Consider the following 13,160-nt stretch of genomic DNA (forward strand, 5'->3'; position numbering starts at 1 on the left):
TGATTCGATTCCTTGATTCAATCCTTCGCTTCAAACTTCTTCTTCAACTTTTCATAAAACGCGTTTTCATCGCCTGTTGATGTCAAAAATAATTTCTCGACAATCAATTCCGGCGTGCTTTTTGCAATATGATTTTTAATCGGATTTCTGTTTACGATCAAATTTAAATTTTCGTCAAGCCCGGCCGCGTCAATGCCGTCAACGCGAATCGGAATGTCGCAGTTTTCCATAATGGACTCGGCCAAATGTGAAACAAAAAGCGAAAGCGTTTTGCCGTTTTCACAAAATGTTTCCAAAAGTCCTGCAATGATTTTTGCGGACGCGCCCGGCTCTGTAATGGATTCAAGCTCGTCGGCGAAAACGGCGCGCTCGGTCCCGTTGCTTTCCGAAACGATTGAAAAGTTTCGAAGCGTTGTTTCAAAGGCGCCCGCATCTAATGTTCCTTTGGATTTTCCGAAGTAATAAAATTCCTCAATCGGCGAGAATTCAAATGATTCGGCGGGAACGGGAAAGCCCATCTGCGCCAAAATAATACATTGTCCGACGAGTTCCAAAACCGTAGTTTTGCCGCCCGAATTCACGCCGCTCAAAAGAACGGTATTTTCCACGTCATAAGAAACAGGCGTGATCGAATCGAATCCGTATTTGGAAGAGAGGAAAAGGTTCTTTCCGTTAACGAGGTTAAAGAAAACGGAGTTTGAATCTGAAGTCGAATCCAAATAATTTGAATCCAAATCCGAGCTCAAACGGAATTGATTGGAAGCGGATTTTGAAAAGACGGGAAACGTCATATGATAAGCGTTTGCAAAGCTTGCGGCGGAATACCAGCAATCAAATTCAAGGCAATCGCTGACCAAAAGAGAAACGGCTTCCTTTTTGCCGGCGAGTTCTTTGGAAAGCTGCTTTTTTTGTTTTTGTTCGAGTTCGGCGGATTTCAATGAAATTTCTTTCTTAAAACGCGTCAGCGAATCCAAATTAAGCTTAATGGGGCACTCGATTTCATCGCCGTAAATGTCGGATAAAATCATTTCTTCATCGCGCTTCAAGGAAAGCGTTTTCGTAATTTCGGCAAGCATTTCCTTCAAAAGATCGCGGTAGGGTTTTGAAACGTTGGCGGTCACGATTTGTTTTAAATCGGCGCCCGATAAAATATGCATTAATTGGTCGCCGTCAAGCGTCAGCGTGTTTCCTGTGAGAACATTTTTGAGTTTTTCGGAAAGCTCAGCCGCTTTTTTCAAAAGCGTTTCGTCGCAAATCGCGGAAATATTTTTCAAACGATCGGCTTCGGGATCGGTTCCGGAATTCATGCTGCCGTCAGAATTCAGGCGTTTCAGAAGCGTGCGCAGTTCAAGCGCATCTTCGGCGGTGAATTGTGAAAAAATGCCGTCGGCAGATCCTGCCGCCAATATTTCTGCCAATCGAAGAGAGGCGTCAAAGCTTTTCAGATTTTTGACGAAATACGAAAGCGCCATTTCGGGAATGAGCTGTTCGATTTCAACGGCATCGACGCCGCGGAAATAATCATATCCGGATTCGGGCAGATCGAATTCGGGGAAGTCGAATAAAATAACGGAGCGGTACGAGAAAAAGAAATCGGCGCACTCCTGCTGATCCGAAACAAGATGAACGGGCAGAATGCTTCCGAATTTTTCGCGCGCTTCGAGATAAACGTGTTCGGAAAATGCCAAAACGGCGCGGTCACGGATTTTTTGAACCGTTCCGTCTTTTGCGGGCGTTATTTGAGAAAGCAAAGACTGAATCATTTCGCGCTCGTCGGGCGAAAACGACTGAAGAACCGCCAAATGTCCTTCGATTTTTTCGCGGACATCTAAAGCCAAATCCAATCTTCTTTTCGGATAGGGGACAAGTCTTTCGATGAAATCGGCGGAATATTCGGTGCAGCAATGCTTTTTCATAATTTTTAAAATGCCGGAATAAAGCGCTTCGGCTTCTTTTGTTTTCAAAAAGTCTTCAATTGACACGCCGTTCTGTTCTTTTGAAACGTTCAAAATCAAAGATTGAGCGGACTTGCGCGTCATGCCTTCGACGCGGCACAATTCATGAACATCGCCTTTCAAAAGCGTTTCAATCGCTTTTTCTTCGCTGCCGAAACAAGTCAGTAATCTTTTTTCCAAGATTGAGCCGATTCCCGAAATATCTCTGAGGCGCATATTTGTTTCAATCGCCGTGCTTTCTCCATCCGAAATCATAAAAGAGTAATCGGCAAAAACGCATATAAGCCTCTTATAAGCGGGGTGAAAGTATGAAAGTGAGAGAAAACAGGGAACTGATTGGATTGTAAAAGAAAAGCGGAGAGCGAATTGTTGTGTTAAAATGAAAAAATAGGGGACAGTTTGAAGAATAAATAAAAATGGTGCGGTTCGCGCGGCGGCGGCAGCTGCAGCCGGAAGCGGCACGGACCTGTCGCAGCAATGCAAATCTGAAGGCAGCAGCGGCAACAAAAACCTGACGGTAGCGGCGGCACGTTCGCGAATGCGAACGGATATCTAAAAAAAGAGCAGATGCAGGCAGAAAGATTGGGTCGCTGCTTCGCACCGCCCAAAAAACACAAACCTGACATGCAGCGGCAACATTAAAAGACAGTTGCAGACTGTTCCGCTTTGCAGGGATCGCAGCCGCAAAAGACAGTTGCAGATCGGCAGGCTTAGCAGGAGCCGAAAAGCAATTAAAAGTCAGCGGTTTTGTATTTTTCGTTTCGCATGGGAAAGAATCCGCCAAGTCTCGTTTCCTCCGCTTCGCTTCGGCAACTTAACTTGCGGGGGCGGTTTTTGAGATATATATTCAATCTAAAATCAATTGAAACATCGTCTTTCATCAAAATTATTCAAAAACGGAACGCCTTCTTTTTTCAAAGGATTAAACATTTTTTAGGGTTTTATCGGGCGTTCAGGTTCAACGTTTTTGAAAATCGGATGTTTAGGTTTTATCCGAAAATGAAACAAAAACGCCGGATGAATTTGAAAATTTATATAAAAATGATGCAATTCGCGCGCGAGGCCGACACTGTAAAAACGAAAAACAAAACATAAAATACAAAACACAAAAACAAAAAAGAAGAAAAGACGGCTGAAATGCCGTCAATCAATATCAATCAAATTTTAAATGGATCGTTAAACTTTTTCTTCCACAAATTTGACATCGGACAAATCGGTTTTTCCGAGCATTCTTTTGTAAAGAACGAACCAGGGCGTGTCTGCAATGCCGACGACGACTTTGACAACGAGCTGACCGATAATCAATCCTGTGACAACTTCCCAGGACATTCCGCCGAAGATGTAAAAAGCGATGACGACGAAAAGAACGGAATCAATCGCCAAACTGACGGCATCCGTCGTTAATGAGCGGATCCAAATATACGGATTGAAGAAAGCGTCTCCCTTAAAAGCGAGTTCTCTCGGGCGAAGTTTGTTTTTGATGTAAGAAAACATATAAGTGTCAAGTATCGAACAAATCAGGAACGAAATCCAGCTCGCGAAAGTCACGCCGATGCTGAGCGCAAAAATCGAAGCCCACGCGGCGTCCAATTCATAAAAAGAAGCCGCCGGCGTTTTAAGAGCCATTGCAATAAACATCACATAAAGAACCTGTGTCGCCAAAGCGATTGCGATTGCGCCCATCGCTCTTTTTTTACCGTAAACCTCATTGATCATATCCAGCACTTGAGCGATAAACGGATACAAAATTGCGGCGCCGGGCGTTGAAAGAATAATTGCGTAACCCCACCACGTTCCGAGATCAAAAGTGACCATTTTGGTGGCAATCACTTGAGAGCAAAGCAGGTAAGCGACATAAAAAGCAGTCAGCGCGGCAAACCCGTAAGCCGGATATTTTTTGACAATTTGAACAGATGAAAGCGTTACAATCGTCATCGCGATGATCCAAAAAACAAGAACAAACAAAAGATCATAATTCATAAATGAAACCTCGCTTGACCCTAAACCGTCCATAATATAAAAGAGTGTTTCAAAGATTTTTCAAGAGCGATTCAAAGACGATTCAAAAATATTTCAAGGATATTCGATATTTCCAAAAAAATATTTCAAAAAGAGAAAAAAATAAAAAGAAAATTTAGACGAAAATTAAGCGAAAATTAAGCGAAAATTAAGAAGAAAATAAAAAAGAAAATCAGCGTTGACAACTAATTATAAATATTTTTCAAACCCATTGAAACCATTGGAAAAAAGAAAACATTCAAAGTAATCGTAAAAATCAAAAAGGATTAACATGACTGCCGACTCAAAAAAAGAAAAAATAGAGGAAATTCGAGCCGAGATTTTAAAGCGCGTCCGCCCGACGGATGAGGAAAAAACAAAACTCGAAACGGTTCGAAAAGGCATTATTGACGATATCGTTCGAATCGCGGACGCGCAGGGACAGTGCGACATCGTGCCGCTTTCTGTGGGATCGGCGGAGAGAAACACATGGCTTCACGGCAATCATGACATTGATGTTTTCATTTCATATCCCGAAGACATTCCGTTTGACGAATTCTACAAAAGAAGCCGCATGATTTTGACAGAGATGGCAAAAACCGGTGACTCCTGGGAAGACCGCCACTCTGAACATCCTTACATTCACATTCAAAAAGAAGGCTTTGAAGTCGATTTGGTTCCCTGTTTCCGCGTGAAAAGCGGCGCTGATATCAAATCCGCTGTTGACAGAACGCCGTTTCATTGTGCTTACATCAAAGAAAATATCAAAGGCTTGGAAGAAGACGTTTTGATCATGAAGCAATTCATGAAAGGAACGGGCGTTTACGGCTCGGAAGTTCGAACCGGCGGCTTTTCCGGCTATTTGACTGAAATTTTAACCATCTATTACGGCGGATTTGAAGGCGTTTTGGAACACGCGTCAAACTGGAAATACGGAACGGTCATTGACATTGCCGATCATCAAACGCTTGAACATGATAATCCGCTTGTCGTCGTCGATCCGACAGACCCGAAAAGGAATGTGGCCGCCGCTTTGTCGCTGACAAAATTCGCGCTTTTTATTGACCGCGCCCGTGAGTTCTTGAAAAATCCGATCTTGGATTATTTCACGCCGAAAAGTTATCCGCCGATGACGCCTGCCGAGTTCGAAAAAATGATGACGGCGCGCGGAACGGAAATGATCGGCATTTCATTTCAAACGCCGCCAAAAGCGGAAGATACGCTTTATCCGCAGCTTTTCAGAATGGAAAAATCATTGGAAGAATTGCTGACAAGAAATGAATTTACCGTCATCAATACATTTTCGTGGTCGGAAGAAATGGAAAAAAGCGTTGTTTTTATCGAACTTCTCACAACAGTGCTTCCGCCGCTTCAAAAAAGAGCGGGCCCGCCCGTTTGGAATGCCGCAAACGCCGAATCGTTCTGTAAGAAATACAAAAACAATCCGACAACGTTCTCGTTTTCAATTGAAAATGAAAAATATGTCGCGGAAATTCCGAGAAAATACAAGACGGCGGAGTATTTGATTGAGGATATGATTTTCAAAGAAGCGGCTTTGGGGCGCCACGTTCGCGATTCCATGAAAAACGGTTATGACGTTTTGAGAGAAAAAGAAATTATGGAAATCAAAGGCGACGACTTTTGGAAATTTATGAACGAAAAGTTAACGGCTCAGATTGAGCCTTAAAAACGTGGTCTCGATTGATTTATTTTTTTTGAAAAACGGCGGTATGATTTTTCATTTTTTTGAAAAATGGTGGTACAAATTTCATATTTTTTTGAAAAATAGCAGTGCGATTTGATTTGTTTTTTGAAAAATGGAGCGGATCGCGCGGGCGGGCGGCAGCGCCGAAAAAATCGCTTTGCGATTTTTTCAGTAAACACCTCCCTCCCCCTGCAAACAGAAACCTCCCTCCCGCTGCAAACAAACACCTCCCTCCCGCTGCAAACAAACACCTCCCTCCCGCTGCAAACAAACACCTCCCTCCCACCGGAAACAGAAACCTGACTCCAATCGGAAACATAAATCTCCCTCCCGCTGCAAACAAACACCTCCCTCCCACCGGAAACAGAAACCTGACTCCAATCGGAAACATAAATCTCCCTCCTGCTGCAAACAGAAACCTCCCTCCAATCGGAAACATAAACCTGACTCCAAGCGCAAATCGTCGAAGCCGGAAAAATCGCGAAGCGATTTTTTACCAACACCGCCTCTGCCTGCAACTTGAAATTTTGTGAGGCGAAGCCGAGCAAATTTTTTTTACCAACACCGCCCTCCCTCCGATCATGAAAAATTGTGAGGGCGAAGCCCGAGCAATTTTTTTATACAAAAGGATTTATCCCTTCATTTCCAATTGAATGAAAGATGACTGAAATTCTTTTTGACGATATCGGCAGTTTCCCGCTTCCTGCAAACGCCTCTAAAACAGCGTTGTCCGAAGCCGCTTTTGCCGGAGACAATGACGCTTTTCTTTTTCCCGTTCTTGACGAGATCCTTGAACTGAAAATGAATGCAGGCGTTATGATTCCCAATTACTCTCAAGTCAGAGACATGAACGAACAGTTTTTACGCCCGATGAAAGACGAAAAATGCTGTGACGGTCCTTTTGAATTAAAAGAAGAATGCGCCGGAACTGTTGAAATGAAAGCAATGGATCTGTATTGTCAAAAAATCAAAGAAAAAACAGGCGAAAAGCCGCTTGTTCGCATGTGCGTGACGGGACCGACAGAGTTGTATCTCAAAGAATTCGGCGGCGCGTCTTACGCCGACATTTATCAGTTATTTGCAAAGGACGTCAATTTATTTGTCAGAAACGCAATGAAAAGCATGAAATATTGTCAAATCGCAACCGTTTCAATTGATGAGCCGAGTATCGGAATCAATCCGGATCTCGCGCTTCCGGCGGATGAAATCATCGCCGCGTTCAACACCGCCGGCAAAGATGCTGTCAAGAACGGCGCGGATGTTGAAATTCACATTCATTCTCCGCTTTATTATGATTTGGCCTGCCAATCGGAAACGATCAACGTCATCGGAATGGAATCGGCAGCAACGCCGTCTTACGCTGATATGATCGACAAAAAAGTGCTTTCGGATTACGATACATACGTCCGCGCGGGAATTACGCGAACGGATATTTTCAGCATGGCCGGAACACTCAACGAAAAATACGGCGGCAATGTTTGGGACAAGCCTGAAATTATGAAAGAAATCATAACCGTTTTGGAAACGCCGGAAACGGCTGAAAAAAGGCTCGAAAAATTGTACGCGGTATTCGGCGACAGGATCAAATACGCGGGTCCCGACTGCGGTCTCGGGTCGTGGCCGTCGCAGGAATTGGCAGCGGATTTGCTGAAAAATACAGGAATTGCGATTGCCTCTTTTAATAAAAAACATAAATGAGTTAATGAATAATGAATTCAAAAACAAAACATGAAATGAGGCTGAAAAATGGCTCAAAACCGCCGCAAAAAGAATAAAGATTTATCCAAAAAAATCGCCGAAGAGCGCATTATCCTTCTTTTTGAGCTGGCGGAACAGAATTTTAAAACACATCCCGAAAGAACAAAGCGCTACGTTGAGCTTGCGCGTCTCATCGGCATGCGCTACCGCGTCCGTCTGACACGCGACCAAAAAAGACGCGTCTGCAAACACTGTTATGATTATTTGGTTCCCGGAAACAATTGCAGGATCCGGTTAAAAGACAGCATGGTTCAAACAACGTGTTTCAAATGCGGCAAGATGAGCCGCTATCCGTATTATGAAAGACCGGAAAAAGAGTAATGTTTTTTGTTTATGTCGGGCGGCGGCGCGCGTGAACAGTTCCGTTTTTGTAATTTTTTCGAATTTGTTCTGCGTTTTTATTTTGTTTTTCAGGATGAAACCTAAACATCCAATTTTCAAATTGATGAACCTGAACGCCCGATAAAACCCGAATCTTATTTTTTTAGATTTTGGATAAAAGACGGCGTTTCGTTTTTGAAATTTTTTGATGAAAGAGGATGTTTCAATTTATTTGAAAATGAAATGAAAAGACAAAACGCCGCCCCCGCAATTTGAGTTCCGGGCGGCGCGAAGCGGCGAACCGGACTTGAAACGCAGTTTCAAGTTTCCGAAGCGGAGCGGAGGAAACGAGACTTGGCGGATTCTTCCCATACAAAATAAAAAATGCAAAACCGCTGATTTTTTTAGTTGCTGTTCGGCTTCGGCAAAATGTCTTCTTACGCCTGTCTTTTGCTTTCAGCTTCCGGCCGGGTCTGCTCGTCTGCAACTGTCTTTTAATGTTGCCGCTGCGGGTCAGGTTTGTGTTGCCGCCGGATCTGCTCTTTTTTTAGAAATCCGTTCGCATTCGCGAACGTGCCGCCGCTACCTTTGTTTCTGTTTCCGCTGCTGTCGACATGCAGTTGCAACCGCGCGCGAATCGCTGCATTTTTCAAATATTTTTTCAAAAATGCCATCGATTTTTCAAAAAAATATTTCAAAAAAAGACACCCGGTTTTTAATAGAATCATTATTTAATGAATCAGCGCTTTTCCGAAAATAAAAATTAAGGTTTAATATGATCATTCTCTCCGGCGGCACCGGCACACCAAAATTGATTGACGGGTTTCGACAACTGATTCCCGACGAAGAAATAACCGTGATCGTCAACACGGGCGAAGACATTTGGTCATCGGAAGTTTTTATTTCGCCCGACATCGACACCGTTCTTTATCTTTTTGCGGGAATTTTGGATAAAAACAAATGGTGGAGCATTGTCGATGACACTTACAACACTTATCATCAAATGAAAGAACTCGGGCAAAACGAAATTCTCATGCTCGGCGACCGCGATCGCGCCGTTAATTTGGTTCGAACGCAAATGATGAAAAACGGATTAACGCTGACGGAAGCAACATCTGAAATTGCGAAGCGGTTCAAAATCTTAGCAAATATCGTTCCAATGTCTGATGAAACTGTTACCTGCATGGTTGAAACGCCTGAGGGAAAAATTCATTTTCAGGAATTCTGGGTGACAAAAAAAGGCGCGCCGGAAATTATTTCTTTTGAACACGTCGGCGCCGAAAATGCAAGATTATCGCCGGCGGCAAAAGCGGCTTTGGAAAAAGAAGATGTTGTTGTTATCGGCCCGAGCAATCCGATGACGAGCATCGGTCCGATTTTAGCGCTTCCCGAAATGAAAGAGATTTTGAAAAACAGAAAGGTGATTGCTGTCAGCCCGATTATCGGAAACGCGCCTGTCAGCGGACCGGCAGGAAAATTGATGACAGCTAAAGGTTTGGAAGTGTCATCAAAAGGCGTTGCCGATCTTTACAAAGAATTTATTGATATTTTTGTTTATGACATTCGGGATGATATTTTGAATCCCGAAGAAATTGAAGCGATGGGAATTTCAGCGATTTCGTTGGATACAATGATGACGGATGAAGAGAAACGAGTGAGGTTGGCAAAAGAGCTAATGAAATTGTTTAAAAAAGACTATAAATAAAGTATTGGAGAATATTATGTCTTCAAACTTTATCAAATTTAGAAGAGTTTAATCAAAAATTAAACCAATTATATAAAAATTAGTTACTTCTCCATATAATGTTCCTTGAATATATAATTCCCCGTAATGGTACTCACTGCCGTATCCGGTTTGGTTACGAGAGGTTTGGCCGCCCAGTGAATAGGGTATTTTAAACGGCAATACTTTCTGTGGATTTTCATTTGCATTGAGAGTTTCAGAAATTAAGCTATTAAGGGGACCCCAATTACATTGTTTTAATTTTGTCATGGTAAGTGATGAATTCGTAAAGTTGACTTTATATTGTGGTCTTTTCATAATCACAAGGGAATATTTAAGGAAATCTTTCAGAGAATAATAAGGTCCTATTAACAAATATTCATATTTCTCATTAAATTTATCCATAATTGGAGTTGTTTTTGTGTCATTATACAAACGAACTTTGTAACTATTTTCATCAGTAATATTGTATATCTCTGAAAGATATCTTGATGTGTTTTCATTAATTTCTTTATTTGTTTGTTCGTTTTTGATTTTTTCACTTTCTTTTTCCAATGACTCTATCTCATTTTTTAAAATATCTATTTTGTAGTTTATTTCATCCAATTCCATAATATCACCATAATTAGCTGTGAAGAATAGTTCTATGATTATATATATATAATTTTAACTAACTAATACGATAAATATTGAAGGTATTATTTTATTGGGGACGTTTTCAGGTTACTTTAAACTTAATCTAATGTTTTTAAAATCAATAAAAAAAGCCTCTCAATCCGAAGATTGAAAGGCTTTCTGTTTTTCGGTTCGTAAGTCAGCGTCCAGACCGGGATTCGGACCCGGGTCGGGGCCTCGACAGGGCCCCATGATAGTCCCCTACACTATCTGGACAGGCTGATATTATTTCAGGTTCGCACCTGCGCCCCTAAAATGTTATTTTCATATAAAAAGGTTACCCGTTTTACATGTTATTTCGAGTTTTATTTTTAAATTATTTTTAAACGTTTTCAATTACGGAAACGGAAAAATCCGAAATTCCGTAATGAATACAAGTCCCACCTCCCAGACTCGAACCGGGGGCATCGCGGTGCCTGCGCGAATTTCACAGACTGTGAAATGATCATACTACAGCCGCGCACTCTACCACTGAGTTAAGGTGGGCTTCTGACAAATCCGCTTGTAATGTTCAAACGGACATTGTTTTGATGCCTTACACTCAATTTTCGTTTTCCATAGCGCTTGATATGAATCAAATGCTGTCGAAAACGTAATCCTTCACATAGGATTCTTCTTATTTATTCCTTTCGTCACAAAAACTCGATCTAATTTCAAACGTTCCTTTTAAATGAACTGAAAAGAGGATGAAGCAAATTGGTCCATGTTCCTCTTTTAAATTCGGTTAATAATAACTGCCGTAATTTCGAATATACCAGACCTCATGATCTAAAACAGTAAATGAAGCTTCATATCCGTTGACCCGAACTTTGTAAACGCCGTCTTCCATTTCATTGAGCTTTCCGATTGAAAATTGTTTCTCATAAAGAGCCATCTCCAAAGTGATTGCTTCATAGTTTTTTTGGACGGCAGGAATATAAATTTTGTACGTCTGATTTTCATCAAATTTTTCAGATTCTTCGATCATTTCATCATCTATCGAAAAGGCGGACCGTGTTCCTGTCGAAACCCAAGAGGATACCAAAACATTTGTTCCGTCTGATGAAATTATAATCGATTCCACCCCCGCCGGATATATTTTAAGCGTGTCGTTTTCCTCAAATACAAATCCCGATTTGATTTCTTCATCTTCATTAATTAAAACCGTATAAAATGTTCCTGTTTCATATTGCGTCAAATTTGTAATATCAATTGTATATTGGCGGTTCATAGGTCTTGAAAGTTCATCAAAAGGCAAACCGATATAAACCACATCATCTGAAACAGTTTTCGTCACACTGTCAATGTTATATGCGTTTTTAAAATTAAGATCAAGTAAAATTTGTCCGTCATATTTGCGAACAAAAATGGATTGTAAATCAATACCTCTTGATGATTTATCTGGACGTCCTGCTGAAAACGATTCGTAATTATTGCCATAAGTAAAAAATGAAATCCTTTCTTCATCCGTTTCGCCGTTGACACTGACTCTGTAAAGAATCTCCGGAATGACTTTGTTTTTTGAAAGAGTTAATACAATCGTTTCATAATAACTGCTCACAGAATTGTCAGTTTTAACTTCCGAAGCAGGCAAATAAACCTGAACCAAATCATCAGAAACATTAATTTCTGCCTTTTTTTCATTAATTGTCTGTCCGTTGTGAACGGTGACATTCAAATAAATAATGACGTTTTCATCGTCAGCCAATACTGAAACAGAATTGACGTCAGCATATGTTTCATTTTCATCTTCAATACAGCCGCCGGCACCGACTGCCAAAAACAAAAAAAGAGTCATAAAAATAAAAACAAATAATTTTTTCATCATCATTCACCCGCTGAATCATTCAATATACATTCAACATTTATTCAGAAACACCAAACTGAATCAAACTGCTCATCATTAATCATTTCATGATTTTGAATTTCAAACGTCAGCTCATAATCATTAATCGAAACCGTGTATTTGCCGTCTTCCAATTCTTTTTGGTTGCCGACAACAAATTCGGCATGCCCCTCCCTGTCATTTACAGAACGCCCGTAATCCGCGGTTTTAGCAGGAAGATAAATGAAATAATTATTCTCTGAATCAAATCCGTCCGATTGAATCATTCCGTCATAATCAAGATGCTCGGCGCTGTTGAAATAAATGGTCCCGGCTCTGAAAATAATCTCATCTCCGTCTAATTCAAACTGCCCGCTTTTAATGGATGCGGCGCCGTAAACATACAAAGTTTCGTTTTCAACGGAAAAACGCCTTGTTTCATTTTCATCCTGACCGTTTACGGAAACAGAAAAATTTCCTTTGTTATCGTAATCACTTTTCTTGCCGATTGAAATATTTGCTCTGTAAATCTCATATTCTTCTTCTCCGGCGGACGCGCGAGTTTGCCAAATCGGAATATCAATATAAATCATATTTCCGTTGTGCTCGACGGTTATATTTTCTTCCAAAACGGTTTGATTGGAAGGATCCGTTAAAATGATTGCAGCGGCGGCATATATGTCGTCATCAATTGTAAAAACCTCTGAAGTAAAAGGATTGCCGGAAATCATTTCACCTTCAATGCCGGGGTTTTCGCCGTCGGTCAAACATCCGGAAAAAGCAGCCGCAAAAACTAAAATCAAAACCATCCAAAAAAATAAAAATTGTTTCATACTTCAATCAGGATTTTGAGTTATATATAAATTGCCAAATGATTTTCAGCCCGATGCAATCATAAAAATCCGAAAAAAAACCGAAAAAAAATCAGAAAACAAAAATCAATAAAAAAGCCCCCAAATCCGAAAGAATTTGAAGGCTTGGAGGTTTCGTATGGAATTTTACACAGAAATTTAATTCAAGGTCGATTCACTTTTTATTGGTTTTTTATCGGTTTTTATCGGTTCGTTTTTGTTTATGTTTTTTGTTTATGTTTTTGTTTATGTTTTTGTTTATTTTAGATCGTTTTTTCGTTTTTCAAAATTATTTTTAAAATTAAAATGATGAAAAATTAAAATGATGAAAAATTAAAATGTTGAAAAATTAAAGTTGAAAAATTAAAGT

At 40.8% G+C, this 13,160-nt stretch carries 12 protein-coding genes and 2 tRNA genes; 5 read left to right on the top strand and 9 right to left on the bottom strand.

Going from position 1 to position 13,160, the window contains the following annotated elements; genetic code table 11:
* Window positions 1-17: 17 nt before the first annotated feature.
* The 3 genes from MmiHf6_RS08495 to MmiHf6_RS08505 form a co-directional block, all read right to left on the bottom strand.
* Window positions 18-2,210 carry a helix-hairpin-helix domain-containing protein gene (locus tag MmiHf6_RS08495; RefSeq protein WP_316557359.1) on the bottom strand — a complete coding sequence of 731 codons (2,193 nt, stop codon included), beginning with the start codon at window positions 2,208-2,210 and terminating at the stop codon, window positions 18-20.
* 34 nt (window positions 2,211-2,244) lie between these two features.
* Window positions 2,245-2,739, bottom strand: a complete 495-nt coding sequence (locus tag MmiHf6_RS08500) for a hypothetical protein (protein ID WP_316557360.1) — start codon at window positions 2,737-2,739, stop codon at window positions 2,245-2,247.
* Window positions 2,740-3,131: 392 nt separating this feature from the next.
* Complete coding sequence (locus MmiHf6_RS08505) at window positions 3,132-3,935, bottom strand: queuosine precursor transporter (RefSeq protein ID WP_316557361.1); 804 nt, start codon at window positions 3,933-3,935, stop codon at window positions 3,132-3,134.
* Window positions 3,936-4,245: 310 nt separating this feature from the next.
* Here MmiHf6_RS08505 and cca point away from each other — a divergent pair, with 310 nt between their 5' ends.
* Window positions 4,246-5,640, top strand: a complete 1,395-nt coding sequence (gene cca, locus MmiHf6_RS08510; protein ID WP_316557362.1) for a CCA tRNA nucleotidyltransferase — start codon at window positions 4,246-4,248, stop codon at window positions 5,638-5,640.
* Here the strand turns inward: cca and MmiHf6_RS08515 are convergent.
* Window positions 5,637-6,206 (bottom strand): hypothetical protein, encoded by a 570-nt coding sequence (locus tag MmiHf6_RS08515; RefSeq protein ID WP_316557363.1) that lies wholly within the window; start codon window positions 6,204-6,206, stop codon window positions 5,637-5,639. The two genes, cca and MmiHf6_RS08515, sit on opposite strands and share 4 nt — an antisense overlap.
* Window positions 6,207-6,318: 112 nt before the next feature.
* On the opposite strand from MmiHf6_RS08515, the gene MmiHf6_RS08520 reads away from it, so the two are divergent.
* The 4 genes from MmiHf6_RS08520 (at window position 6,319) to cofD (ending at window position 9,442) form a co-directional block, all read left to right on the top strand.
* Window positions 6,319-7,356: a methionine synthase gene (locus tag MmiHf6_RS08520; RefSeq protein ID WP_316557364.1), complete on the top strand. Its 1,038-nt coding sequence runs from the start codon at window positions 6,319-6,321 to the stop codon at window positions 7,354-7,356.
* A 48-nt stretch (window positions 7,357-7,404) separates the two neighbouring features.
* A complete protein-coding gene (locus tag MmiHf6_RS08525; RefSeq protein WP_316557365.1) occupies window positions 7,405-7,737 on the top strand; it encodes a ribonuclease P protein component 4 in 333 nt (110 codons plus the stop codon).
* 307 nt (window positions 7,738-8,044) lie between these two features.
* Window positions 8,045-8,497, top strand: a complete 453-nt coding sequence (locus MmiHf6_RS08530) for a hypothetical protein (protein WP_316557366.1) — start codon at window positions 8,045-8,047, stop codon at window positions 8,495-8,497.
* Window positions 8,498-8,512: 15 nt separating this feature from the next.
* Window positions 8,513-9,442: a 2-phospho-L-lactate transferase gene (gene cofD, locus MmiHf6_RS08535; protein WP_316557367.1), complete on the top strand. Its 930-nt coding sequence runs from the start codon at window positions 8,513-8,515 to the stop codon at window positions 9,440-9,442.
* Between the two features lie 48 nt (window positions 9,443-9,490).
* On the opposite strand, the gene MmiHf6_RS08540 is transcribed toward cofD, so the two are convergent.
* From MmiHf6_RS08540 to MmiHf6_RS08560, 5 genes are all read right to left on the bottom strand, one after another.
* Window positions 9,491-10,072: a hypothetical protein gene (locus MmiHf6_RS08540; protein WP_316557368.1), complete on the bottom strand. Its 582-nt coding sequence runs from the start codon at window positions 10,070-10,072 to the stop codon at window positions 9,491-9,493.
* 206 nt (window positions 10,073-10,278) lie between these two features.
* A tRNA-Asp gene (locus tag MmiHf6_RS08545) sits at window positions 10,279-10,351 on the bottom strand.
* Between the two features lie 162 nt (window positions 10,352-10,513).
* Window positions 10,514-10,621 (bottom strand) — tRNA-Tyr (locus MmiHf6_RS08550).
* A gap of 238 nt (window positions 10,622-10,859) precedes the next feature.
* On the bottom strand, window positions 10,860-11,939 hold the full coding sequence (locus MmiHf6_RS08555) for a hypothetical protein (RefSeq protein ID WP_316557369.1): 1,080 nt from the start codon (window positions 11,937-11,939) through the stop codon (window positions 10,860-10,862).
* Between the two features lie 44 nt (window positions 11,940-11,983).
* Window positions 11,984-12,772, bottom strand: a complete 789-nt coding sequence (locus MmiHf6_RS08560) for a hypothetical protein (protein WP_316557370.1) — start codon at window positions 12,770-12,772, stop codon at window positions 11,984-11,986.
* Window positions 12,773-13,160: the final 388 nt, after the last annotated feature.

The organism is Methanimicrococcus hongohii, from assembly GCF_032594095.1.
Lineage (GTDB): Archaea > Halobacteriota > Methanosarcinia > Methanosarcinales > Methanosarcinaceae > Methanimicrococcus > Methanimicrococcus hongohii.